At 71.7% G+C, this 24,520-nt stretch carries 22 protein-coding genes and 2 pseudogenes; 11 read left to right on the top strand and 13 right to left on the bottom strand.

All coding sequences use genetic code 11. The features are described 5' to 3' along the window. Positions 1-8: 8 nt before the first annotated feature. Both ACFO3J_RS23065 and ACFO3J_RS23060 read right to left on the bottom strand, forming a co-directional pair. Complete coding sequence (locus ACFO3J_RS23065; protein ID WP_386432277.1) at positions 9-791, bottom strand: hypothetical protein; 783 nt, start codon at positions 789-791, stop codon at positions 9-11. Positions 792-841: 50 nt separating this feature from the next. After that, positions 842-2,263, bottom strand: coding sequence for an NAD(P)/FAD-dependent oxidoreductase (locus tag ACFO3J_RS23060; protein WP_386432274.1), 1,422 nt, complete (start codon positions 2,261-2,263; stop codon positions 842-844). A 452-nt stretch (positions 2,264-2,715) separates the two neighbouring features. Between ACFO3J_RS23060 and ACFO3J_RS23055 the strand changes: the two genes are divergently transcribed. Next, on the top strand, positions 2,716-3,579 hold the full coding sequence (locus tag ACFO3J_RS23055; RefSeq protein WP_386432271.1) for a lysozyme: 864 nt from the start codon (positions 2,716-2,718) through the stop codon (positions 3,577-3,579). A gap of 14 nt (positions 3,580-3,593) precedes the next feature. Here ACFO3J_RS23055 and ACFO3J_RS23050 read toward each other — a convergent pair whose 3' ends face one another. Continuing rightward, positions 3,594-4,109: a hypothetical protein gene (locus ACFO3J_RS23050; protein WP_386432268.1), complete on the bottom strand. Its 516-nt coding sequence runs from the start codon at positions 4,107-4,109 to the stop codon at positions 3,594-3,596. A 320-nt stretch (positions 4,110-4,429) separates the two neighbouring features. Here ACFO3J_RS23050 and ACFO3J_RS23045 point away from each other — a divergent pair, with 320 nt between their 5' ends. Together ACFO3J_RS23045 and ACFO3J_RS23040 are read left to right on the top strand one after the other, a co-directional pair. After that, a complete protein-coding gene (locus tag ACFO3J_RS23045; RefSeq protein ID WP_386432265.1) occupies positions 4,430-6,412 on the top strand; it encodes a S53 family peptidase in 1,983 nt (660 codons plus the stop codon). A gap of 145 nt (positions 6,413-6,557) precedes the next feature. After that, positions 6,558-6,866 (top strand): annotated as a pseudogene (locus ACFO3J_RS23040) (ANTAR domain-containing protein); the annotation flags it as partial. Between the two features lie 148 nt (positions 6,867-7,014). Here the strand turns inward: ACFO3J_RS23040 and ACFO3J_RS23035 are convergent. Next, positions 7,015-7,707 (bottom strand): chaplin, encoded by a 693-nt coding sequence (locus ACFO3J_RS23035; protein WP_386433061.1) that lies wholly within the window; start codon positions 7,705-7,707, stop codon positions 7,015-7,017. 379 nt (positions 7,708-8,086) lie between these two features. Between ACFO3J_RS23035 and ACFO3J_RS23030 the strand changes: the two genes are divergently transcribed. The 3 genes from ACFO3J_RS23030 to ACFO3J_RS23020 all read left to right on the top strand — a co-directional run bounded on the left by ACFO3J_RS23030 (position 8,087) and on the right by ACFO3J_RS23020 (position 12,506). Next, complete coding sequence (locus ACFO3J_RS23030; RefSeq protein WP_386432262.1) at positions 8,087-10,021, top strand: SpoIIE family protein phosphatase; 1,935 nt, start codon at positions 8,087-8,089, stop codon at positions 10,019-10,021. A 122-nt stretch (positions 10,022-10,143) separates the two neighbouring features. Continuing rightward, positions 10,144-10,455 carry a zinc-ribbon domain-containing protein gene (locus tag ACFO3J_RS23025; RefSeq protein WP_386433058.1) on the top strand — a complete coding sequence of 104 codons (312 nt, stop codon included), beginning with the start codon at positions 10,144-10,146 and terminating at the stop codon, positions 10,453-10,455. Between the two features lie 173 nt (positions 10,456-10,628). Continuing rightward, on the top strand, positions 10,629-12,506 hold the full coding sequence (locus tag ACFO3J_RS23020; protein WP_386432259.1) for a CASTOR/POLLUX-related putative ion channel: 1,878 nt from the start codon (positions 10,629-10,631) through the stop codon (positions 12,504-12,506). Between the two features lie 27 nt (positions 12,507-12,533). On the opposite strand, the gene ACFO3J_RS23015 is transcribed toward ACFO3J_RS23020, so the two are convergent. The 6 genes and pseudogenes from ACFO3J_RS23015 to ACFO3J_RS22990 all read right to left on the bottom strand — a co-directional run bounded on the left by ACFO3J_RS23015 (position 12,534) and on the right by ACFO3J_RS22990 (position 15,155). Further along, positions 12,534-12,944 carry a VOC family protein gene (locus tag ACFO3J_RS23015; RefSeq protein WP_386432256.1) on the bottom strand — a complete coding sequence of 137 codons (411 nt, stop codon included), beginning with the start codon at positions 12,942-12,944 and terminating at the stop codon, positions 12,534-12,536. Positions 12,945-13,014: 70 nt separating this feature from the next. Next, positions 13,015-13,443 carry a helix-turn-helix domain-containing protein gene (locus tag ACFO3J_RS23010; protein WP_386432253.1) on the bottom strand — a complete coding sequence of 143 codons (429 nt, stop codon included), beginning with the start codon at positions 13,441-13,443 and terminating at the stop codon, positions 13,015-13,017. 22 nt (positions 13,444-13,465) lie between these two features. Continuing rightward, a pseudogene (locus ACFO3J_RS23005) lies at positions 13,466-13,621 on the bottom strand (protein phosphatase); the annotation flags it as partial. A 171-nt stretch (positions 13,622-13,792) separates the two neighbouring features. Continuing rightward, positions 13,793-13,987, bottom strand: a complete 195-nt coding sequence (locus ACFO3J_RS23000) for a DUF397 domain-containing protein (RefSeq protein ID WP_386432250.1) — start codon at positions 13,985-13,987, stop codon at positions 13,793-13,795. A 101-nt stretch (positions 13,988-14,088) separates the two neighbouring features. Continuing rightward, positions 14,089-14,289: a DUF397 domain-containing protein gene (locus ACFO3J_RS22995; protein ID WP_386432247.1), complete on the bottom strand. Its 201-nt coding sequence runs from the start codon at positions 14,287-14,289 to the stop codon at positions 14,089-14,091. Between the two features lie 23 nt (positions 14,290-14,312). Continuing rightward, on the bottom strand, positions 14,313-15,155 hold the full coding sequence (locus ACFO3J_RS22990) for a helix-turn-helix domain-containing protein (RefSeq protein ID WP_386432244.1): 843 nt from the start codon (positions 15,153-15,155) through the stop codon (positions 14,313-14,315). Between the two features lie 141 nt (positions 15,156-15,296). On the opposite strand from ACFO3J_RS22990, the gene ACFO3J_RS22985 reads away from it, so the two are divergent. Continuing rightward, positions 15,297-15,959: an ATP-binding protein gene (locus ACFO3J_RS22985; RefSeq protein WP_386432241.1), complete on the top strand. Its 663-nt coding sequence runs from the start codon at positions 15,297-15,299 to the stop codon at positions 15,957-15,959. A gap of 42 nt (positions 15,960-16,001) precedes the next feature. Next, complete coding sequence (locus ACFO3J_RS22980; protein ID WP_386432239.1) at positions 16,002-16,292, top strand: hypothetical protein; 291 nt, start codon at positions 16,002-16,004, stop codon at positions 16,290-16,292. A 45-nt stretch (positions 16,293-16,337) separates the two neighbouring features. Here ACFO3J_RS22980 and metE read toward each other — a convergent pair whose 3' ends face one another. Beyond that, a complete protein-coding gene (gene metE, locus ACFO3J_RS22975) occupies positions 16,338-18,695 on the bottom strand; it encodes a 5-methyltetrahydropteroyltriglutamate--homocysteine S-methyltransferase (RefSeq protein ID WP_386432236.1) in 2,358 nt (785 codons plus the stop codon). 209 nt (positions 18,696-18,904) lie between these two features. On the opposite strand from metE, the gene ACFO3J_RS22970 reads away from it, so the two are divergent. The 3 genes from ACFO3J_RS22970 (at position 18,905) to ACFO3J_RS22960 (ending at position 21,446) form a co-directional block, all read left to right on the top strand. Continuing rightward, a complete protein-coding gene (locus tag ACFO3J_RS22970; protein WP_386433056.1) occupies positions 18,905-19,798 on the top strand; it encodes an isocitrate lyase/PEP mutase family protein in 894 nt (297 codons plus the stop codon). Positions 19,799-19,816: 18 nt separating this feature from the next. Then, complete coding sequence (locus ACFO3J_RS22965; protein WP_386432233.1) at positions 19,817-20,218, top strand: hypothetical protein; 402 nt, start codon at positions 19,817-19,819, stop codon at positions 20,216-20,218. Positions 20,219-20,444: 226 nt separating this feature from the next. Beyond that, the gene (locus tag ACFO3J_RS22960; protein ID WP_386433053.1) at positions 20,445-21,446 is read left to right on the top strand and encodes a bile acid:sodium symporter family protein; all 1,002 of its coding nucleotides are present in this window, start codon (positions 20,445-20,447) and stop codon (positions 21,444-21,446) included. A gap of 162 nt (positions 21,447-21,608) precedes the next feature. Here the strand turns inward: ACFO3J_RS22960 and ACFO3J_RS22955 are convergent, their stop codons facing one another. Continuing rightward, a complete protein-coding gene (locus ACFO3J_RS22955; protein ID WP_386432230.1) occupies positions 21,609-23,294 on the bottom strand; it encodes a hypothetical protein in 1,686 nt (561 codons plus the stop codon). A gap of 78 nt (positions 23,295-23,372) precedes the next feature. Next, entirely contained in the window at positions 23,373-24,392 is a 1,020-nt protein-coding gene (locus ACFO3J_RS22950) for a Ppx/GppA phosphatase family protein (RefSeq protein WP_386432227.1), read from the bottom strand. Positions 24,393-24,520: the final 128 nt, after the last annotated feature.

The following is a 24,520-nucleotide window of genomic DNA, read 5'->3' as shown; positions in this document are numbered from 1 at the left end:
GGGCCGGATCAGTCCTGGCTGCCGTCCACCGGCTCGGACAGCACACCCATCAGGTGCCGCACCGTCGGGGCGAGGAAGGGCCGTATCGAGCTGCTGTCCACCAGGTAAGGGCGCTCGGGGGACCCGTCGGCGTCGGTGGGCATCCGGCCCGGGGCCGTCCAGGTGTTGATGGCGTCGACGGTGACGGAGATGACGGCGCCGCCGAACAGCACGCTGAGCGACTCGTGGGTCCTGCCGTCGTCGGCGTAGGCGAGGTCGCCCAGCCCCGGGTAGGGCCTGGTCACGGAGTTGGCGTCGGGATAGAACACCGTGTCGCCGATCTCCTTCGAGGCGGCCGCGGAGGCCCGGGGGTCGTAGGTGGCCTCGAACTCGGCCCGGGGGTCGGTCTTCTTGTGCAGGTCCACCGTGACCGAGACCGCGTACGCGGTGGCCCAGCCGTCGCCGGTCGGCAGCGAGGAGGCGAAGGAGCAGGCGATGTGGTCCAGGGCCGGCCCCTCGCGTATCTCCGGCTCTTCCGCCGCGATCCTTCCGCTGGTCACATTGTCGGTGAGGGGCTCCATGATGGAGGGGGTGCAGAGGGTGCCGCGGATGTGGAAACCGTGCAGGTCGGGGAGCGCGGTGCGACCGTAGCCGACGCCCTGCAGCGCCGCCCCCCAGACCGCCGAGGCCAGTACGGCGCCGCCCAGCCCCCACACCCAGGGCCGTGGCTTCGGCCGGGCCAGGCCCGGCGAGTGGCGGTCCTCGTCGCTCAGCAGATCCGCGGGCGGCGCCGACTCCGGCCCCTGCGTCATCTCGGGCTCGGATATCACGTTGGTCCCCCCATCACCACGTACGTCCCACTCTACGGTCGGGCGGGCGGGTCGGACAGGGCGTCCAGTTCGGCCGCGGTGAAGGGCGGGCGCGGCAGCGGGACAAAGCGGACGGGCGCCAGGGCGGAGGCGAGTACATCCGGTCTGACCAGGGCGTTCTGCGGGGAAGACAGGCTCATGACGTCGAACAGGGCGCGTCCGACGGCGGCCCGGTGGGTCGCGGTGAACATGACCCGGTCGGTGTAGCGGCTCATCACGGCCTCGGCCGGTCCCGGCGGTTCGCCCTCCGCACCGGGATAGCGCAGATCCTGACTGCTCGCCATCGTCCAGGCCGCGGTCAGCGCCCGGGCGGCGGCGGTCTGGACCCGCCGGGCGAGTCCGGGCCCGGGCCGCCGCCGGGTCTCGTCACGCAGCGCCAGCGCGTGGTGGGCGGCCACCGACATGCCGTGGCCGTACAGCGGGTTGTACGTGGCCAGCGCGTCGCCGACGACGACCAGGCCCTCCGGCCAGGCGGGCATCTTCTCGTACAGCCGGCGCTGGTTGACGGTGCTGTGCGAGAGGGTCACGTCGGTGAGGGGCTCGGCCCGGGCGATGAGTTCGCCGATGACCGGGTGGCGCAGGCCGCGGGCGAAGGCCTCGAAGGAGCCGGGGTCGGCGGTGGGGCGCCCGCCCCGGGTGCCGGACAGGGTGACCACCCAGCGGCCGCCCTCGATGGGCAGCAGGGTGCCGTTCAGACCGGGGACCGGCTGGCGGGGGTCGGCCTGGATGTTGACGACCGGGAAGTCCTCGGTGCCGGCCGGGGCGCGGAACAGCCTGGTGGCGTAGCCGAGCCCGGAGTCGACGACCTGGGTGCGTACGGCGGGCAGTCCCAGTGCTTCCAGCCACCTCGGGGTGGCGGAGGCGCGGCCGCTCGCGTCCACCACCAGGTCAGCCTCCAGGACGCGTTCGGCGCCGCCGCCGACCCCGGCGCCGCCGACAACCACACCGGAGATCCGGGCCGCGGTGCCGTGCGGCCGCAGCGCCGAGGTGGCGGGCAGCACGCGGACCGCCGGGCGGGCCGCCGTCAGGTCGCGGAGCACCCAGTCGAGCAGGTCGCGGCTGCACGAGAGGAAGAACTGGTGCTCGGGGAAGCGGGTGAGCCAGCCGCCCGAGGTCAGCATCACCAGGTCCGCCGGTACGGCGATCCGGCGGGCGCCGGCCGCGAGCAGCCGCTCGGTGACGCCGGGCAGCAGCTGCTCGACGGCCCGGATGCCGCCCGACCAGAGCAGGTGGGCGTGGCGGGCCTGGGGGACGCCCTGCCGCGGCTCCGGCCCGTCGGGCACCGCGTACCGCTCGACCACGGTCACCTCGGCCATCGTCGTGGCCAGGGCCGCGGCGGCGAGCATGCCGGTCAGGCTGCCGCCGATCACCACCGCTCGTCCGCCCGCCGGGCCGCGCCCGCTGTCCGATGGCATGTGACCTCCCGATGAGCGCCCGAGGGGCGCCCGATGAGCAGGGCCGGATAAGGGATCGGGGACGAGTGGACCACCCGCGAGGGCGGCCCCGGGTCACCGTCGCACCGGGGAGGGGGCGGCCACAAGGACGCACTCCGGGCCCGAGCCGGACGGCTCACGGGTCGGCCGGGCGCTCGGCGCCCGCCCACCGCCCCCGTCCCTTCACCCGATGGTATGAAACGCGCTCCGACGGCAGGACCTTGCTCACCTGCCGCTACGGCGGCGCACCGCAGGCCGGCGCGCCTGACCCGGCGTCAAGGGCGCGGCGACCGCCCGCGCGTCCACCACCGGCACATGCCGTCGGTCTGATCCAATAGCGGCTACCAGGTCCCTTTCCTGATGGTTTCTCCGTACATAAGGTCCAGAGCTGTCATGCACGCGCCAAGGAAAAACCGCACCCCTTGGAGGTACACATGCACCACGCCGGACACATCTCACGCCAGCGCCCGAGAGCCCCGCGCCGCCTGCTGCTCAGCCTCGGCGGCACACTGACCGCCCTGCTGGCGCTCCTCGCCGCGGTCCCCGCCGCGGCCGGCGCCGCCCCCGCCGACCACAAGCGTCCCGCCCACCCCGAGCACGACTGGATGGGCTCGACCGTGGCGGCCCACGAGGGCCGGGTGGGCACCACCACCACGACCACCGCCCGCCCGCAGACCCTCGGCTTCGACGTCAGCAACTGGCAGGGCACCCTCAATTGGGCGAGTGCCTACAAGAAGGGCGGCCGGTTCGCGTACATCAAGGCCACCGAGGGCACCACCTACAAGGACCCGAAGTTCAACGCGAACTACACCGGCGCCTACTCGGCCGGCTTCATCCGCGGCTCCTACCACTTCGCCACCCCGAACACCTCCGGCGGCAAGACCCAGGCCGACTACTTCGTCGCGCACGGCGGCGGCTGGTCCAAGGACGGCAAGACCCTGCCGCCGATGCTCGACATCGAGTACAACCCGTACGGCGCCTCCTGCTACGGGCTGAGCCACAGCGCGATGGTCAGCTGGATCCAGGCCTTCATCAAGGAGGTGCACACCAAGACCAAGCGCTGGGCGACGATCTACACCAGCAGCGGCTGGTGGACCTCCTGCACCGGGAACAGCAAGACCTTCGCGGCCAACAACCCGCTCTTCGTGGCCCGCTACGCCTCCACCGCGGGTACGCTGCCGGCCGGCTGGCCCTTCTACACCTTCTGGCAGTACGCCGACAAGGGTGCCCTGCCCGGCGACCAGGACTACTTCAACGGCAGCGCCACCCAGCTGCGCAACCTCGCCAACAACACCTGACCCCCACGTCCGGCTCAGTGCGCCAGCGCGACGATCAGCACGGCCACGTGCGCGGCGGCCACGCCCCCGTAGAAGACGTTCAGCGTGACGGAGAAGGTCGCCCGCAGGCGGCTGTGCTGCCCCAGATAGGGCCGGACGTTCATGGAGAAGGTCTCCACGGCGCTGTCGGGGCGGCGCACATCGTCGTAAAGCGCGCGGAACAGCCGCTCCTGGTGCAGCACATAGCCGTCCAGATACCAGAACGCGAGCAGCGGGATCAGCGCCGCCCCGGCGACCACGGCGTCCGCTCTGCTCGCGGCGAAGGCGAGCAGCGCCCCGGCCAGCGTCAGCGCCCATCCCTTCACCAGGAACGAGTTGTTGCCGAGCCGGGTCAGCACGCCCTGGATGAACTCCAGATGCTTGACCCGGTCGGCCCCGAACGACGGCTCGGACAGCGCCCGGCGCCCCGGCGCCGGAACCCCGCCGACCGCCCCGCCGACCGCCCCGCCGACCGCCCCGCCGGGGAGGGTTGATCCTTCGTCAGAACGCACAACCACGACATTAGGGCCGCCGGAGCCGGGACGTGGCCGAAGGGCGGAATCCGGCCGGGCGGCCCGCTCGGCGGACTCGCATACATCGCCCGGGTCTGCGACGAAATGAGGCCGACGAAATCCTCTCCTTTCGGCAAAGGCCCCGGTGCGACGGCTGGCCGCTATTCCACGATCACCGAGTGGCGGGCACACTACAGCGCAGCGCTCGCCACGAGCGTCCAGCGCACGGCTTGACTCTCCCTACCGACCTTTACGTTGGAGTCGTCATTACCGACATACGAAATCCCCGAGCCCTACGGGCCCGCGCGACCGTGGTCGCGGTGGCCTCGGCGGCCCTGGTGTCCGGATCGCTGATGCTCGCCGTACCGTCGCAGGCATCCGGCCCCACCCCCGCCGCCAAGACCATCGCGGGAAGCCACCCCTCCTGGGCCACGGCGTCCACCGACGCGGGCGCCATCTCCGGCGCCACCGAGGTCACCGGCACCGTCTATCTGGCGGGCCGGGACGCCTCGGGGCTCACCGCGTACGCGACCGCCGTCTCGGACCCGAGCAGCGCGAGCTACGGCCAGTACCTGACCCCGGCCGCGTACCAGGCGCGCTTCGGCGCCACCGCGGCGCAGATCAGCGCGGTGCGGAACTGGGCGACCGGCTCCGGGCTCACCGTCCTGAGCGCCGACCAGCACGCGCTCCAGGTCAAGGGCACCAACGCCGCGCTCACCAAGGCGTTCGGCACCGGTGTCCACCAGTACCGGGTGGCCGGCAAGCTGCGGCACGCGCTCGCCCACGACGCGGTGATCCCGGCCGCGGTCTCCTCGGCGATCCTCGGTGTCAACGGCTTCACCTCGGGCGGCGCCAATGTCGTCAAGCCGGACTCGGTCAAGGTCAGCGGCGGCGCCGCCGGCACCGCCGCGACGACCTCCGGCAGCACCCTGCCGACCACGGCGACCTGCTCGGACTACTGGGGCCAGAAGCTGGCCAAGGGCGCTCCGCAGGGCTACACCAAGGCGCCGGTCCCGTTCGACCAGTGCTCGTTCTACCCCTCGCAGCTGCGCAAGGCCTACGGCATCACCGCCTCCGGTCTGACCGGCAAGGGCGCCACCATCGCCATCGTGGACGCGTACGGCAGCTCCACCATGCTGGCGGACGCCGACCAGTACTCGGTCAACCACGGTGACAAGCCGTTCAAGGCCGGGCAGTACAGCGAGATCGTGGACCCGACGCAGTGGACCGACCAGGACCTGTGCGGCGGCCCCGAGGGCTGGGCACCGGAAGAGGCGCTGGACGTCGACATGGCACACGGCCTCGCGCCGGACGCCAAGGTCGTCTATGTGGGGGCCAACTCCTGCAACGACGATGACCTGTTGAGCGCGATCAGCACCATCGTGGACCACCACCTGGCCGATGTCGTCTCCAACTCGTGGGGCGAGATCATGCACACCACGGACCAGGCCGACGTCAGCGCGTCGGAGATCGCCGCGTACGAGCAGGTGTTCAAGCAGGCCGCGGCCGAGGGCATCGGCATCGGCTTCTCCGCGGGCGACTGCGGCGACAGCGGCCCGACCGCCGCGGCCACCGGCGCCAACTGCCAGCCCGACACCTCCCGCGCACAGGCCAACTGGCCCGACTCCGACCCGTGGGTGACCTCGGTCGGCGGCACCGCCCTCGGCCTGGACAACAAGAGCGGCGCGTACGGTTTCGAGACCGACATGGGCACCCAGCGCTCCGCGCTGTCCGCGGACGGCACCAGCTGGACGCCGTTCCCTGCCCCGTTCTACTTCGGTGGTGGCGGCGGCACCAGCGAGGACTTCGCCCAGCCGTGGTACCAGCGCGGTACGGTGCCGAGCGCGGTGTCGCACACGCTGATGACCGGTGCGCGCAGCAGGACCGCGCAGCGCGTCACCCCTGACGTCTCGATGAACGGCGACCTCTACACCTCGGTGCTGGTCGGCATCTCCGACGGCGCCCCGTACAGCGAGGGCGGCTACGGCGGCACCAGCGTCTCCTCGCCGGAGTTCGCCGCCGTGCAGGCCGACGCGATGCAGGCGCGGCACCACGCGGTCGGCTTCGCCAACCCGACGATCTACGGACGCTCCGGCCTGTTCACCGACGTGGTGGACCAGCAGGCGCGGCACAGCACCATCCCGCTGACCAACGTCACCGACTTCGGTGTCGTCAACGGCGTGCTGAACGTCCGGCTGATCGCCTTCGGCCAGGACACCTCGCTCAACGCGGTGCGCGGCTTCGACGACGCGACGGGTGTCGGCTCGCCGACCGCGTCGTATCTGAAGTCCTTCCGGCGGTAGGCGACTTCAGGTCGGTTCCGGGCCGCCTCCGGCTCGGAACCGGCCCCGCGGGGCCCGGCGGGGATCGCTCCCGCCGGGCCCCGCCGCGTACCCGCCCGGCGTTCCCGCCCCACCGGAGCGATACGGCGGCTGTGCCGGGAAGGCGATGTCCGAGACCCCGGCCGGGGCTCCGGGCCCAGGCCCGGCAGGGCCCGGCGCTCTCCCCGACCGGCGGGACGGCTCCCGACCACCACCCAACCGAAGGTGCACGCCATGGATGAACGCCTCCTGGCCAAGACGTTCGTCGAGCTGGCGGACAATCTGGTCGCCGACTTCGATCTGCTCGATTTCCTGCGTCTGCTCACCGACCGCTGCGTCGGCCTGCTCGGCGCGGGCGCGGCGGGCGTTCATCGAGCAGGCCAAGGGCAAGCTCGCCGAGCGGCTGGGCGTCGACATGGAGCAGTCGTTCACGACGCTGCGCGGCTACGCCCGGGCCCACAACCTCCGGCTGTCCGACCTGGCCCGCGCCATCATCGCGGGCACCGAGCCGCTGACCGACCTCGCCGTACGAGGGCCGTGGCCGGCCCCGGAGCGTCGCCGATCCGGGGCCGGCGGGGTGCTGCTTACTTGCAGGCGTCGGCGGCGACACCCTGCGCGGTCTGCGCGGTGTGCTCACCGGCGGGCATGCCGGTCATGCCGGTCATGCCGTGCTCGTCGCCGGCGCCGCGCGGGTCGGCCGCGGCGTGCTGGTCGGCGGCGGCGTGCTCATCGCCCGAACCGCGCTGCTCGCCGGTCAGGCCGTTCATACCGCTCATACCCGTCAGACCGGTCAGGCCGCTCGCGCCGTGCTCGCCACGCTCGCCGCGCTCGTCGTTCGCGCCACGCTCGTCGCTCGCACCGTTCACGGCGCCCATGCCGGTCGCGCCACTCATGCTGTTCGCCCCGGTAGCACCGGTCGCGCCGGTCGCACCGCGCTCGTCACGCCCGCCGCGCTCCTCGTTCGCGCCGCGCGGGTCGCTCTGCCGGGCGTGCTCGTCGTTCTTGGCGTCCAGGCCCGCGACCGGCTGCGCCGTGCCGACACGGTTGCTGACGTTGGCGCAGGTGTTGCCGAAGGTCGGGTTGAGGATGCCGATGATGTCGATCGAGTTGCCGCAGAGGTTGAGCGGGATGTTGATCGGGAGCTGGATGACGTTGCCCGACAGGACGCCCGGCGAACCGATCGCGGCACCGGTCGCGTCGGAGTCAGCGGCGGCGACGCCGCCGGAAAAGGCGATGATCCCACCGGCCAGCGCGGCCAGCACGGCTCCCTTGTGCATCAGCTTCACGAGATACTCCTTGTGGATGGCACATCCGTCGGCGGCCGGTACACGATCGGCCACCGTCCGATCACCAAGCGTTCGCAGCCGACGGCCGGAAGTAGGGGCGCCGCATCCGTAAGTCGCCTGATCGGACGCGTTTTCGGCGGCTCGATAGCCCGTACGAGCGACACCCGATGTCGCGGATTGGCCCTGCCGGGTGGTTGGCGGTGGGGGTTGGGGCGGGCCACGGCGGGGGATCGTCCCCAGGTGTGCTCAGCCCGTTGAATCATGGTCGGCCCGTGGACTGGGTTACGGTTGCGGCAGGAGTTTTTGCACTGCACGGAGAGCCTTCGGACGCGCGGCGCGCGGTTGCGGCCAGTTGTCTTGAGGAGGGTCCATGGCGCAGGACAGCGGGACCCACGCGGCCCGGGAGCGGGCCGGGCTCGGTGATGCCCGGCGGCTCGGCGCGCTGGGGGACGCCGGGCTGAGCGCCGAGCCCGACGCCGGTATGGAACGCTTCGCGCGGCTGGTCTCCAAGCTGATCGACGTACCGGTCGCGCTGGTCTCGCTGGTGGAGACCGACCGCCAGGTGTTCCCCGGTCAGATCGGCCTCAGCGAGCCGTGGGCGTCCAGCCGGCAGACGCCGCTGTCGCACTCGCTGTGCCAGCATGTGGTCGCCTCCGGCAGCCCGCTGGTGCTCCCCGACGTCCGCGAGGACGAGCGGACCTGGGCCAGCATGGCGATCGGCGGCATGGGCGTGGTCGCCTATGCCGGAATGCCGCTGACCGACACGGCCGGCAATGTGCTGGGCTCCCTGTGCGCGATCGACACCATCCCCCGCGAGTGGACCCGGCAGGAGCTGGCCAACCTCGACGACCTGGCCGCGGCCTGCTCCGCCGAGCTGCGGCTGCGCATCTCCTCGCGCCACGCGCTGGAGGCCCGGGCCGCGGCCGAGGTCGCCCAGGCCGAGGCGCTGGACGCGTCCGGTCGCGCGCGGCTGGCGCTGGAGCGCTCGGAGCTGCAACTGCGGGCCGCCGAGGTGCTCGCGGACGCCCAGGGCGTGGTCGACCTGCGCCGCCGGGTCGGCGAGCTGATCACCGGCGACCTCAAGCCGGTCTACGTCGGGGTCTCGCTGATCGAGGATCAGGGCGGGCGGCGGCTGGTCGACCCGGACATCGACAGCGGGACGGCGACCACCGATGGGCACCACGCGTTCCGCGACAACTGGCCGACCGCCCGGGCCGTACGCGAGAACCGCCTGGTCACCGTGCACGGCGAGGCGCAATTGCTGGCGCAGTACGGCGAGCAGGCGCTGGAGGTCTGGCGCGATCTCGGCTTCGAGTCGCTGGTGTGCGTGCCGCTGGCCGGTATGCGGCGCGTGCTCGGCGCGCTCGCCCTGGCCTGGGGGAGCCACCACGACCTGGAGGTCGGCGAGCGGGCGGTGCTCAGCGCGATCGCCGGCTACACCGCGCAGGCCGTGGAGCGGGCCGTCTTCGTCGACGAGCGGATCACCGTGGCCCATCAGCTCCAGCGGGCGATGCTCACGGAGCTGCCGACCGTGCCCGGCCTGGACCTGGCCGCCGCCTATATCCCGGCGGCCGTCGGCGAGATGGTCGGCGGCGACTGGTACGACGCCTATCCGCTGCCCGAACTGGACCCGCACTACGACGAGGCGGAGCCCGCCGACCGGCAGCCCCCCTACGAACCGGCCGGACCGGGAGCCGGCGAGGGCGACGGCCCGGGTACGAAGGCGGTGCCGATGGCCCTGACCGTCGGCGACATCACCGGCCACGACATCGACGCCGCCGCCGTGATGGGCCAGGTGCGCAGCATGCTCCGGCAGGCCACCTGCGACCACCCGGGCCAGGGCCCCGCGCACGCCATGACCGCGCTGGAGTACAGCTGCCGCACCCTCGGGCTGCCGGCCAGCGGTACGGCGGTGCACGCCCATATCGCGCCCGCCGACGGCGCCTGGGAGCTGACCTGGACCAACGCCGGCCATCCCTCGCCGCTGCTGGTCCACCCCGACGGCCGGGTGCGGATCCTGGAGGAGCACGACGTCCTCGTCCACCCGGCGCTTCCCGTCCTCCCCCGGCACGACCACCGGCTGGTCATGCCGCCAGGATCAACCCTGCTGCTCTACACCGACGGCCTGATCGAGCACCGCGGCCGCGATTACGACGCCTCCACCCAGCGCGTCGCGGAGATGCTGAGCGCGGGCGCCGGCCGGCCGCTGCCGGAGCTGCTGCGCGAGATCGCCGCCGACGTCGCGGGCGAGTCGGCCGGCGACGACGTGGCCATGCTCGCCGTCCGCGTCCCGGCCCGCGCCTGAACTCCCGCCCGGCGGGCCCCGGGCGGCCTCCCGCTCACGGGGCTCTCAGCGGCGTACGGCACACTCTCCCCGACAGCGGGCCCGCACGACGCGGGGCCCGGCAAGCAAGGGGCGGACTCATGTTGATCATTTTCGGTACCCGCAGGTATCTCCACCAGCTGGCGATGCTCACGCTGGTGTGCGCGAACTGCGGCAATCCCGCGGCGCACGCGCTCAGGAAGCGGGTCGTCAAATTCACCCTCTTCTTCATCCCGCTGTTCCCGGTCAGCACCACCTACTCGACGCAGTGCACCTTCTGCGGGACGCAGAACAAGCTGCCGAAGGAGCAGGCCGAGCAGCTGCTGGCGCAGAGCGGCGCGCAGGGCCTGCCGCAGCAGGGGGGCGCTCCGCTGACCGAGCCGCAGCCGCAGGGGCGGAACCCGTACCAGAGCTGAACGCGGAGCAGGACCCGCCGCCGGCTCGCACCGCCGCCCCCACAGCGCGAAGCTCCGTACACGCGCTCGATCCATCCCGCGCGGGAGTGGTGCCGACCGGCGCGGCCACGGCGGCCCGCGCGGCGCACTAGCGTGGCAGGCGTGCCGACCGGCCGACGCTTGGGGGCTTCCGTTTGGCTGAGCGCACGACGTCGCCGCTGCCGCGACTGCGGTACTGGTTCGACAACGTCATGGCCCGCGGTACGCCGGCGCTCCTGGGCTGGGTCCTCTCGCTGTGCCTGCTGATCGTGGTCCCGGTGAGCGCGGGCCTGGTGTGGGCCGACCCGCACACACCGACCACCCGGGCCGGCCAACTCGCCGCGATCTGGCGGTGGGTGGGCCGCACCCTGCGGCTCGGCGGCGCGGTCGGCACCCCGGCGTACGTCCTGCTGACCGTGCTGCTCGCGCTGGTGACGCTGCTCTTCGTCTCCACCCTCGTCAGCCTGATCACCAACGGGCTCAACGAGAAGGTCATGGCGCTGCGCCTGGGCCGCTCCACCGTGCTGGAGGAAGGACACACCGTCCTGCTGGGCTGGTCCGAGCAGGTCTTCCCGATCGTCTCCGAGCTGGTGGCGGCCAACGCCAACCGGCGCGGGGGCGTGGTCGCCATCCTGTCCCCGAAGGACAAGGTGGGGATGGAGGACGAACTCCACACCAAGGTCGGCCGGACCGGCACCACCCGGGTGATCTGCCGCAACGGTTCGGTGACCGACCCGGCCGTCCTGGCCCGGGTGAGTCCGCGCACCGCCGACGCCGTGCTGGTGCTGACGCCCGGCGGTGAGGGTGACGACGCGCTGGTGGTCAAGACGCTGCTCGCCCTCGACGCGGCGGCGGTGGGCGGCGACCGTACGGTGGTGGTGGCCGCGGTGCGCGACAGCCGCCACCAGCTGGCCGCCTCGCTGGCCGCCGGCCCCGGCGGCCGGGTGCTCGACATCGACGAGATCACCGCCCGGCTCATCGTGCAGACCTCGCGCCAGCCCGGACTGTCCCTGGTCTACCAGGAGTTGCTGGATTTCGCGGGCGACGAGTTCTACGCGGTGTCCGAGCCGGCCCTGACCGGCCGCTCGTTCGGCGAGGCGCTGCTGTCGTACGCGACCTCCTCGGTCGTCGGCCTGGTGGCGGCCGACGGCACGGTGCGGGTCAACCCCGCACCGGCGACGGTGATCCGCGCCGGCGACCGCCTCGTGGTCATCACCCGGGACGACGACACGGCGGTCCGCGCGCCCGCTCCCGCGCACGTGGACGAGGCCGCGATCACCGTCCCCGGCGACCGGATACCGCCGCCCGACCGGCTGCTGCTGCTCGGCTGGAACCGGCGGGCCCCGACCGTCATCGAGCAACTGGACCAGTATGTCGGCCCGGGTTCCCGGCTCGACATCGTGGCCAGCGGCGACGAGCCGATCGTGCACGCGGCCACCCGGCACCTGCGCGTCAGCTTCCGCAGCGGCGACACCACCGAGCCGCGGACACTGAGCGACCTGGACGTACCGTCGTACGACCGGGTGATCGTCCTCGGCTCCGACCGGCCCGGCGCCGAGGACCCGGCCGCCAGCGATGTACGGACCCTGGTCACGCTGCTCCATCTGCGGGCCCTGGAGGAGAGCACCGGCCGGGAGCTGTCCCTGGTCACCGAGATGTCCGACGACCGCAACCGGCTGCTGGCGCCGGTCCGCGAGGGCACCGACTTCATCGTCAGCGGCCGGCTGATCAGCCTGCTGATGGCCCAGATCTCGCAGAACCGGCACCTGGCCGACCTGTTCGACACCCTCTTCACCGCCGAGGGCAGCGAGATCTACCTCAAACCGGCCGCCGGTTACGTCCGCCCCGGCGCGCTCGTCAGCTACGCCACCGTGGTCGAATCCGCCCGCCGCCAGCACCACTGCGCCATCGGCTACCGCCTGCACGCCCAGTCCGCGACCGGCCCCTCGTACGGCGTCCGGATCAACCCCGACAAGCGGGAGAGAGTGCGGCTGGGGGCGCTGGACCGGGTGATCGTGCTGGCGGAGCAGTGAGCGGCGGTGGGCATGCCTTCAGCGCGCTCACGCCTTCGGCTGGGTGAAGCGGATGCTGTTGCCGAAGGGGTCGCGCAGGCCGCAGTCGATCCCGTACGGGCGCTCGGTGGGCTCCTCGGTGAACTCCACGCCCCGGCCCAGCAGCGTCTCGTACGTCTTGCGGCAGTCGTCCGTGGTGAAGATGAGATGGCCGCCCGTGGCGCCCTTGGTGAGCAGCGCGCGGACCTGCTCCGCCGTCTCCTCCGACATCGCCGGCGGGCCCGGCTTCTCCAGCAGGATCTGGCGCTCCGGATGACCGGGGACGCCGACGGTGAGCCAGCGCATGAAGCCGAGGTCGGCATCGGCGCCGACCTCCAGACCGAGTGTGCCCACGTAGAAGTCGAGGGCCCGGTCCTGGTCGAGGACGTATATCTGCGAGTGCGTGATGGCGTTGAACATGCCCGCCACGCTACTGGCCCGGCCGCCGCGGGACTTATCCAAAACCGCTCGGTTGCGGGGACCGGGACGGTCAGGCGCTCGGCCGGGTCCAGGCCATGGTGAAGCAGGTGGGTACGTTCGCCGCCGCCGGCCCGGCTTTCGCTTGTGCGCCCGCTTCCGCTTCCGCTTCCGCGCGGTAGGTCCTCGGTGACCGGCCGACGATGGCGCGGAACGTACGGCTGAAGGTCCCTGGGCTGCCGAAGCCGACCTGGAAGCAGATGTCCGTCACCCGGAGGTCGGTCTCCCGCAGCAGCGACATCGCGCGCTCGACCCGGCGCCGCTGGAGATAGCGGTGCGGGCTCTCGCCGAAGGTGGCCCGGAAGGTGCGGCTGAAGTGCGCCTCCGAGACATGCGCGATCCGGGCCAGCGCCGGTACGTCCAGCGGCCGCGCGTAGGCGCGGTCCATCGCGTCCCGCGCCCGCAGCATCCGGCGGTTGGTCTCCTCCACCGCACGGCTCACGTTGTCCCTCCGGGGTGATCTGTCACAGGTGGACGATGACCAGGGCGACGTCGTCGCGTCCGCCGCCGCTGACGCCGAGGTCGGCCAGCAGGGCGTCGGCCATCCGCTCGGGGTCGGGGCGGGCGTGCCGGGCGAGGGAGTCGGTCAGGCGCCGCAGGCCGTTGTCGATGTCCTCGCCCCACACTCTCCCCAGCACTCGCCGCCCGGTCCTCCTCCCCGCAACTATGAGTCCGCCCAGCCCGGACACGGCCCCAGCGCGCCCTGCGGGAGTGTCGCCCCGCCCGGCAGGGCGGACACGGCAGGGGCCCGACCGCCGCGAACGGCCGGGCCCCTGGTCCCGCCCCGCTCTTCAGCGGTCGAACTCTCCGGCTTTGACGCTGTCCACGAACGCCGACCATTCCCCAGCGGTGAAGCGGAAGAAGCCGTCACCCGGACTCTTGGAATCCCGCACCGCCCGACCGCCATCGGCCAGATCGGCTATCTCGACACAGTTGTTGTTGCTGCCGCTGTAGCTGGACTTGCGCCAGTTGGTGGGGGTGTCCATCTCTACCTCTTCGCTTTCATATGGCCGAGCATGCCCCACCGGGTGATCACTGGCGGCGGAGAAGGACAGGCTGCCGCGCCCCAGCGGCCCTACCAGGGTCGTCAGCGGTCGAACTCGCCGGCCTGGATGCCCCGCTTGAACGCCGACCACTCGCCCGGGGTGAAGATGAGCGCCGGACCGTCGGGGTCTTTGCTGTCGCGCATCGCTACAGCGCTCTCCATAAATGCCACCTCGACGCATTCGCCGTTGCCCTGGCTGGCGGCGGCCTTGCGCCACTGGGCACGGGTGAGGTCTATGGTCATGCCCGCACCATCCTTTCCGTGGTTCACAGTTCGGCGACCAGCTTCTTGATCAGGGCTTGGCTCTGGGCCACGCTCATCGCGCAGGCCCGCAGGTTGTCGAAGATGAGGCCGTACCGCTGAGCGTCGCCCTCACGGTCCGGGTACGGGTCGCTGTCACCCTCGACATAGATCACGTCGGGGTCAGCGGGGTGGTCGTATTGGAGGATGACGAACGACCCGACGAGTGTCCCGGGGTGGGCTCCGGCAGAGAACGGAATCACTTGGATGATGATGTTCTGCCGGGCGCCCAGTTCCAAGAGCGTTTGCAGCTGAGCCTTCATGACCTCTTTGCCCCCGACCAAGCGCCGGAGCGCGGCCTCGTCCAGGACGGCGCGCAACTCCAAGGGGTCGGGGCGGGTCAGCACGCCTTGCCGCTCCATACGGACCTCGAGCTGTTGCTCCAGCGCGTCATCCCTGGGGTCGGTCAGCGTCTGCCGATTGATGGCTTCCGCGTACGCCTCGGTCTGGAGCAAGCCGGGGATGACGTGTTGGTAGGTCAGAAGCGTCTTTGCTTCCGCCTCAAGGCCGATGTACGTCGAGTACGGGATGTCTGAGTAGAGCTGCCACCAGCCCTTGCGCTTTGCTTCGCGGTTGAGTTTGGCCAACTCATCCTGGCGCTCCTGGTCCTTGACCCCGTACAGCTCCAGCAGCTTGGTCACGTCGGCCGGGGTCACCGGACTGCGTCCCAGTTCGACGCGCGACAGCTTCGAACTCGACCACTTCAACCGCTTGGCGGCTTCATCCCCCGTGAGTCCGGTGACTTCCCGGAGCGCGCGAAGCTCCAGGCCAAGGCGCCTGCGGCGCACCACCGGACTGGTTGTCGTCATGCGCACCAGTGTCGCCACAATCCGGCGTCGTAGCAACTGACCGTGGGATTGCATGAAGCGATGCTATTGCGTAATCTTGTTCACTAGCACAAGCTCGTGCAAGCAACATAACCACCGACCCCGGACGCTGGGGGCAAGATCGTGTCGAACTACCCGCCCGTGTGGAGCAGCCCACCACCGCCGCATCTGTCCACGACTGCCGTTCCGCCCGAACCGCTCCCGCCGCCCTTCTGGCTTGACCGCCTGGAGCTGCCGCTTGAAAGCATCGCGGCGTCGGAAGCCAGGCGGCATGCCTCACGCACTCTGCGGAACTGGGGCCTTGGCCCGGCCATCATCGAAAACGCCGAACTCATCGTGTCCGAGCTGGCTGCGAACGCCGTGCGGCACAGCAGGCCGCCGAAGGGCAGTGGCCGATTCGCGCTGACACTGTGCCGGCTGCCGGCCGTACTCCAGATCTATGTGTACGACGACGACCCCCGGTCGCCCCTCGCGCAGCAGCCAACCGACGACGAGACGTGCGGACGGGGGCTGCTCCTCATCCGTGAGCTGACCGACCACTGGGGCTGTCTCTATCCCCGCGCCGAGGAGGGCCCAGGTAAGGCAGTCCTGGCCGAACTCCGCTTAGGTCCGGTCACTCCCGATAAGCACGGTGACACCTGGGATACCCGATCGATGCCTCCCATGCCGGCCGACCCCGCGGTCCGAGCCCGCATCACCGCCGCCTGCCAGGCAGTCATTGCCGGTGGGCCCTTCATCTACGGCGATGCTCCCGCCGCCCGATCGACACCGTCTGCCCAATGGTGACGGCTCATGAACTGCCCGGCGACAACAGAAAGGCCCCGCGCCATGACCGACAAGGCCGTCGCGGCCAACCACTTAACCCCGACAATCCGCGCCGCCGAGAAGATCGCGGAAGCGCTCGACCTCCCCACCGTCTCCACCACCTCCACGGCCGCCGCCTTGAACGAGGCCGTCGCCGCCGCCGACGAGCTGGCCGAAGCCCTCGGCATCGCCGGGTTCGCGCTGCCGTCGCTGCACGGCGACTTCACCCTGACCGACCGGCCACTCGTCCACCTCGGCAGCGCCTCCGCCGAGCTGGTGCGCCTGCTGGCGGCCTGGATCCGGGAGCGGGCCTGACTTCGGGCGGGAGGCGCGAGCCGGGGAGGCGCGGACGGGCCCCCGTCAGGTCGGGTGGAGTTCCGTGCGGATGCGGTGGGCGGCGGTGACCAGGTGGGTGAGGGACTCCCTCGTCTCGGGCCAGTCGCGGGTTTTGAGGCCGCAGTCGGGGTTGACCCAGAGGCGGTCGGCGGGGATGGCGGTAAGGCCCTTGCGGAGGAGGTCGGCGATCTCGTCGGTGGTGGGGACGCGGGGGGAATGGATGTCGTAGACGCCGGGGCCGGCGGCGCGGGGGTAGCCGGCGGTGGCGAGTTCGCCGGCGACCTGCATGCGGGAGCGGGCGGCTTCCAGGCTGATGACGTCGGCGTCAAGGTCGTCGATGGCCTGGAGGATGTCGCCGAACTCGGCGTAGCACATGTGGGTGTGGATCTGGGTGTCGTCGCGGGCGCCGCCGGTGGTGAGGCGGAAGGCTTCGGTGGCCCAGGCCAGGTAGTCCGCGCGGTCAGCGGTGCGCAGCGGCAGCGTCTCGCGCAGGGCGGGTTCGTCGACCTGGATGACGGGGGTGCCGGCGGCTTCCAGGTCGGTGACCTCGTCGCGCAGGGCGAGGGCGACCTGGCGGGCGGTGTCGGCGGGCGGCTGGTCGTCGCGGACGAAGGACCAGGCCAGCATGGTGACGGGTCCGGTGAGCATGCCCTTGACCGGCCGCCGGGTGAGGGACTGGGCGTAGGTGGTCCAGCGCACGGACATCGGTTCGGGGCGGGAGATGTCGCCGGCCAGGATCGGCGGGCGTACGTAGCGGGTGCCGTAGGACTGGACCCAGCCGTGCCGGGTGGCCAGATAGCCGGTGAGGCGCTCGGCGAAGTACTGGACCATGTCGCTGCGTTCGGGCTCGCCGTGGACCAGGACGTCGAGTCCGGCCTGCTCCTGGAAGGCGATCATCTCGGCGATGGCGGTCTCGATGCGCTGCTCGTAGCCGGCTGTGCCGGTGCGGCCGGTGCGCAGGTCGGCGCGGGCGGCGCGCAGGTCGGGGGTCTGCGGGAAGGACCCGATGGTGGTGGTCGGCAGCGGCGGCAGCCCGAGCCGTGCGCGCTGGGCGGCGGCACGCTCCTCGTACGGCCGGGAGCGGTGTGCGTCGGCGGCGGTGACAGCGGCGGTACGGGCCCGCACCGCCGGATCACGGGTGATCGCGGAACCGGCCCGGGAGGCCAGATCGGCCCGGTTGGCGGTGAGTTCGGCGCCGATCGCGGTGGCGCCGTGCGCCAGGCCCCGGGCCAGGACGACGACCTCGGCGGTCTTCTGCCGGGCGAAGGACAGCCAGCGCAGGATCAGCGGATCGATGTCCTTCTCCGCGTCGGCGTCCAGCGGTACGTGCAGCAGGGAGCAGGACGGCGCGACCTCGACCCGGCCGGCCAGCCCCAGCAGGGTGCCCAGCAGGGACAGCGACGCGCCCAGGTCGTTGATCCAGATGTTGCGGCCGTCCACCACCCCGGCCACCAGCCGCTTGCCGGGCACCCCGCCGACCGCCGCCAGGTCGTCGAGATTGGCGGCGCCGGGGCCGGTGAAGTCCAGCGCCAGACCCTCGACCGGGGCCTTGGCCAGCACGGGCAGCGCCTCACCGAGCCGCCCGAAGTAGGAGGCGACCAGCAGCTCGGGCCGGTCGCTGCGCCCGCCGAGGTCACGATAGGCCCGGGCGACCGCGTTCAGCTCGGCCGGGGTGCGGTCCTGCACCAGTGCGGGTTCGTCGAGCTGCACCCACCGCGCCCCTGCGGCCCGCAGCTCGGCGAGCACCTCGGCGTAGACCGGCAGCAGCCGGTCCAGCAGGGTCAGCGACTCGAAGTCCGGGTCAACGCCCGGGGCGGGCTTGGCCAGCAGCAGATATGTGATGGGGCCGACGAGCACCGGCCGCGCGGCCAGCCCGAGCGCGACCGCTTCCCTGAGCGCCGTCACCTGCTGGGCCGGGTGTGCGGAGAACCGCGTATCGGGGCCCAGCTCCGGCACGAGGTAGTGGTAGTTGGTGTCGAACCACTTGGTCATCTCCAGCGGCGCCACCTCCTGGGTACCGCGCGCCATGGCGAAGTAACCGTCCAGCGCGTCCCTTTCGACCGCCGCGCGGTGCCGCGCCGGGATCGCGCCCACCATGACGCTGGTGTCCAGCACATGGTCGTAATAGGAGAAGTCGCCGGTCGGCACCTCGCCGAGACCGGCCTCCGCGAGCCGCCGCCAGTTGGCCCGGCGCAGGCCGGCCGCCGTCTCCCGGAGGGCATCGGCGGTGACCCGGCCCTTCCAGTACCCCTCGACGGCCTTCTTCAGCTCCCGGTCGGCGCCCTGCCGGGGGTAGCCGTACACGGTGGCCGGCAAAGGGGGCGCGGACGAGGCGGACGACGAAGCGGACGACGGCGCGTCGGTCGGGGGCTGGTCGGTCATGGAGGGCTCTCCTTCGCGGGTCCGAAAGGTAAATCCGAATATCAACATTGCGATCATCGAATTCGGTTCAACACAACACCTTGGCATAACTCAATAGAGTTAAGCTGACCATGGAGATTTGGTGAATCCCCAAAGTTCGGCAAAACTGGGTAAAGCCTCGGAATATGCCGTTGCTTCATGCTATGCGCATGCCACATCAGGGAGAACTCGTGCAGTACGGAAGCGCCCTGCGGAACGACATCTCGTCCGCCGCGACCACCCCCCTCATCGGCGTCTACGACATGTATTCGGCCTCCATCGCGGCCCAGCACTACAACGGTTTCTTCGTCTCCGGATTCGGATTCGCCGCCTCCCACTACGGGCTGCCCGACATCGGTTTCATCGCCTGGCCGGACATGGCGGCGTTCGCCGAGCGGCTGCGGATGGCCTTCCCCACCCACCACCTGCTGGTGGACATCGACGACGGCTATGTGGACCCGGAGGTCGCCTGCCACGTGGTGCAGCGGCTGGAGAAGGCCGGTGCCTCGGGCGTCATCCTGGAGGACCAGAAGCGGCCCCGGCGCTGCGGGCATGCGGACGGCAAGATCACGCTGCCGCTGGATGAATACCTGGAGAAGCTGAATCTGGTGCTGGCCAGTCGTACGGACCTGGTGGTCGTGGCGCGCACCGACGCCACGGAGGACGAGGACATTCTGCGGCGCGCGACCGCACTGGCCAAGACGGACGCGGATGTCGTCCTGGTCGACGGCGTGCGCAGCGTGGAATGGGTCCACCGTATCCGCGAGGTCATCGGCGACAAGCCGCTGCTGTTCAACCAGATCGCCGGTGGCAAGTCGCCGCGCCTGTCGCTGACCGAACTCACCGAGTTGGGCGTTGACGTCGCCATTTACAGCACGCCGTGCCTGTTCGCCGCGCACACCGCGATCGAGGACGCGATGGTGAAGCTGAAGGAGGCCGACGGCCGGCTGCCCGACGCCTCGGGCGCGGGCGCGGTCGGTGTCGCGGTCTCCACGCAGTTGCTGGAGCGCAACATCAGCCGGCACCACGGCGCGACCGTGCTGCGACAGCCGTCGGAGCCCGTACGGCAGCCCGTCTCCGTCTGAGCCCGGGCCTTCAGCGCCATGGGCAGGCACAGGCGGCAGCGGAGCTCCGCGTCGCAGGGGCCCCTCGGGCTCTCGGCCGCGCGCCGGGCGGGCGTCGCCGCGGTGATGGCCGCGGGCGTACTGGCCGGCTGCGGTTCCCTCCAGTCCGCCGTCGCGGACACGAACTGCGGCTGCGGCGACCAGGAGGAAGTGGATCCGCCGGCACCGTCGCACGGCTCGAACACCGGGCTGCTGATCATCGACAACTCCAACGCCGACTCCTGGCTGGAAGTCGACCGGACGCTCAACACCCTGATCAGCAGCAAGGGAACGGCCGGCAGCGACCACGACGGGGACGGCGGCGATGTCGACGTCAGCCGGGAGCCGCCCGGGGCCCCCGGGACCCCGGCGCAGCCCACCACATCGGAAGGAGACGACTGAGGTGTCCGTAGTGCCCCGGTCGCACGGGCGGCAGCGGCTTCGTGCCCGGCCGCAGTCGAAGGACAGGTCCCCGGCGTCCGCGGGCGAACGGAAGGCGTCCGGCCCGGTCCTGGGCCGGACGCCCCGCCGCGGGATCTCCGGCCGCCGGCCGCAGCGGCCGGCCCCGCGCCCGGATTCCCGCCCGGACCCCCGCCCCGATCCGCGCCCGCCGCTGGCGCGCCGCTTCCTGCGCCGGATCGGCAGGGCGGTCGATCCCTATCTGGCCGCGCTCGTCGGGACGGTCGTGCTGGCCGCGCTGCTTCCCGCCACGGGCGGCGCGGCCGTGGCCGTCGGCCACACCGCCGACATCGCCATCGGCCTGCTCTTCTTCCTCTACGGCAGCCGGCTCTCGGCCCGCGAGGCACTCGACGGGCTGCGGCAGTGGCGGCTCCACCTGGTGGTCGTCGCCAGCACCTTCGTCCTCTTCCCGGCCCTCGGCCTGGCGGCGGGCGCCCTGGCGCCCTCGCTGCTCACTCCGCAGCTCTACACCGGGCTGCTGTTCCTGTGCGTGGTCCCCTCGACCGTCCAGTCGTCGATCGCCTTCACCTCCACCGCCCGCGGCAATGTCGCGGCGGCCATCTGCGCGGGCACGTACTCCAGTCTGCTGGGCATGCTGCTGACCCCGCTGCTGGCGGCCTGGCTGATCGGCTCCACCGTGCGCTTCTCGGCGGACGGGCTGCTGGCGCTGGGCACCCAGCTGATCGCGCCGTTCCTGGCCGGGCAGTTGCTGCGCCGCTGGACCGGCGGCTTCATCGGCCGGCACAAGCGCTCACTGGGCCGCCTGGACCGGGTGTCCATCCTGCTGGTGGTCTACACCGCCTTCAGCAAGGGCATGGCCGAGGGCATCTGGCACCAGGTCACCGCGCCGCGCCTGGCCGTGCTCCTGCTGCTGGAGGCCGTGCTGCTGGCCCTGGCCCTCGGTACGACCTCGGCGGCCGCGCGCCGGCTCGGCTTCGGCGAGGAGGACCGTATCGCGATCGTCTTCTGCGGCTCGAAGAAGAGCCTGGCGACCGGTCTCCCGATGGCCGCCGCCCTCTTCGGCCCCCGGGCCGGCCTGGCAATCCTGCCGCTGATGCTCTTCCACCAGATGCAGCTGGCGGTCTGCGCCTTCATCGCCACCCGCTGGTCCCGCCGCCCCTCGGCCCAGCAGCCCCCGCTCACCGTCGGAACCGCCCCGACCGAGGCGTGAGCGGTGGACGCGGGGTCCGGCCGAGGCCGATGCCGCGTCCGTGTGTCGGCGATCCCGACATACCCGCACCGGCCGCGCACCCGCTGCGAGCACTGATCCCTCGGCGTTCGCAGCGGGGCGGCCGTACGGGGTCGGCCATGCCTGCGGGGAGTGGCCGACGCCTCAGTGCAGGACGTCGACGTACAGGAGCTTCGTCGCGGTGGAGAAGTGCTTGGAGTCGGGCCGCAGATAAGCGCCCCAGGTGCCGTCGCCCCAGGCCGCGGTGGAGAACATGAAGTGCCCGGCAGCGTCGGTCGAGCCGTACCAGGTCCGGGTATATGCCGGCTTGCCGGTGGAGCGGTAGACCAGGGCGACGCTCGCGTGCTTGTACGGCACCCAGCCCTTCGGCGTCAGCTCCCTTACGCTGACGAAGGTCAGCACGTTGCTGTCCGCGTTCTGCGGCCGGGTCGGCTGCCGACGGACGATCGCCACCCGGGTGCTGACGCGGGTCAGCCGGTGGGCGGGGGTGACCAGGCCCAGCATCTGCGCGCTCTCGGCGTGGACGACCCGGTAGTAACCGTCGGGATGGTGCCGGTCGGTCCGCAGCAGGAACGAACTGTAACCGCCGTGAGCCGCGCCGGTGGTGATGTGCGCGACGTCGCCCCAGCCGCTCTTGCCGTTCGGCGAGTACTGCAGCCACAGCGACTGGCCGGACGCGTCGCCGGTCAGCCGCCCGGTGGTCGTGACCACCGCGTGGTCGTCGATCGACCAGGCCGGCAGCGTGATCGACCCCGGCGTCGGCACATGGACGGTGGCGACGTTCTGCACCACCGGCGGCAGGTACGGCGTCGGGCGGACATAGGTGTGCAGCGTCGTGGTCCGGGCCGCGACCACTGGGTACGAGAAGCCGCCGTCGGCGCCGGTCGTCGTCTCGCCCAGCTTGTGCAGGACCATGTAATGGCCGTTGTCCGGATCGAGCGTGCTGGTGACCACCGGCACTCCGACGAACGGCTTCCAGCCAGTTGCGGTGAGCCGCTCGACCTTCCCCTTGACGGTGAAGGAGGCGCCCTTGTGCAGGCGGGTGACGCTGGGGGCGGAGCTGATCCGGTACGTAGCGGGTACGGCCGGCACATCCGGTGCGGTGACCGTGGTCGGCACCGACGTCTCGTCCCCCGACGCCCCTGTGGCGGTGGCGTTGGCGCCCAGCAGGGTGCCGCGGACCATGACGGGCAGCCGGAAGTCGCCGTTCTGGTCCGTGGTCACGACCGTGTTGTGAGGCCACCAGTCCCACGGCGCGCCGAGTTCGGACCACATGAGCCGGACGGACTGGCCGTGGCCCGCGGGCACAACGCGACCGGTCGCCGGGTCGAACGCGTCGAGGTGGCCGCTGAGAACCACGGCGCGGTTGTCGTAGTCGGTGCTGGTCCGGTCGGTGGTGAAGCTGGCGACGTAGTCGTGCATCACGTAGTTGAGCCGAGCGGTGAAGTAGTTCTCGGCGTCCGACCAGTGCACGACAGTGCCGTCCGCCAGCTGGTAGTCGATGTCGACCGGATACGAGCGGTAGGCGGTGCCGGCCGGCAGCCGTACCGGATCAGCGGTGGTGGCGCCGTCGAAGTCGGTGATGCTGAGCAGGGTCGAGGCGTCGGCGGCAGTCGAGGAGAGCACGTCGACGTCCAGCAGGCGAGGCTGAGCGCCGCCGGTGAACTGGACGGTGAGCCGGCCGTCGTCGCCGGTCACGACCTCCCTGACGGTCTCGGCCGGTGCCGTGTCCGCGAAGACAGCCGGCGCCGCGGCGACGGCGGACGCGGCGGACATGATGAGGGCAGCGCTGCCGAGAACGGCACGCCGCCGGGTGCGCGCGATGCGCATGGTGTGGACCCCCCACAGGTCAAAGCGGCACCCCGCGGACCGCGGTACGCCGGAGCGGCAGCCTAGTTGACGCGGGAGCTAGCTGCGGACCACCCGTCGTGGGCGGCGGGCCACCGCGGCAGGGGGCGGGGAGAGCGGGCGGGAGCGCGGGGATTGGGGGGCGGTGCGGGGGAGGGCGCCGAGGTGTTCGAGGAGGATGCCGTCGCGCAGGGCCCAGGGGCAGACGGTGAAGCGCTGGACGTGCAGCAGGTCCATCACCGTCTCGGCGACGACCGCGCCGGCCAGGATCTGGTGGGCGCGGGCCTGGGAGACGCCGGGGAGCAAGGTGCGTTCGGCGGCGGTCATCCGGGCCAGCCGGGGAATCCACTTGGTGAGCGCCGCGCGGTCCAGGGTGCGTACGGCGTACGGGCCCGCCTTGGCGGCGGGCGCGCCGGTCAGCCGGGCGAGCTGGGTGAAGGTCCTGGACGTGGCGACCCGCAGCTCGGGCGCCGGCTCGGCGGCGACGATGGCGGCCGGGCCGGCGAGCGCGGCGCGAATATGACGCTGGAGGGAGCGGATGTCCCCCTTGCCGTACGGCGGTTGGACACGCGGCAGGTGCTGCCGGGTCAGCCGGCCCGCGCCCAGCGGGAGGGACACCGCGAAGGAGGGCTCACCGCCGCGCCCGTAGGCGATCTCCAGCGAGCCGCCGCCGATGTCGGCCAGCAGCATCGGCCCGGCCGACCAGCCGTACCAGGAGCGCGCGGCGACGAAGGTCAGCCGTGCCTCCTCCTCGCCCGTCATCGTGGCGAGCTGGACGCCGCAGGCGGTACTCACCGCGCGTAGAACCTCGTCCCGGTTGGCCGCGTCGCGCACCACCGAGGTCACGAACGGATAGAGAGTGTCCACCCCGTGCGCCTTCGCCGCGGCCACCGCCTCCGTCACGGCGTGCACCAGCCTGCGGACGGCCTCGGGGCCGACGGTCCCGCCGCGGTCGGTGCCCTCGCCGAGCCGCACCGGCTGCTTGACGGTGGCCACCTCCTGCGGAGGCAGACCGGGCACCAGATCGACGATCCGCAACTGGGCGGACTGCGAACCGATGTCGAGCACTCCACAACGCATGGACACCGAATACCCGGAATTCGGGAAATCAGTCGAAGGTACGTTCGTAAGGAGTATCACCAGGGGATCGTACGGCCACCGATCCCCCCGTGGCGGGGCACGCCGGCACCGAGGGGGAGCAAGCCGGC

It is taken from the genome of Streptomyces polygonati, from assembly GCF_042650325.1.
Lineage (GTDB): Bacteria > Actinomycetota > Actinomycetes > Streptomycetales > Streptomycetaceae > Actinacidiphila > Actinacidiphila polygonati.
This window is presented reverse-complemented; position numbering and strand designations above follow the sequence as displayed.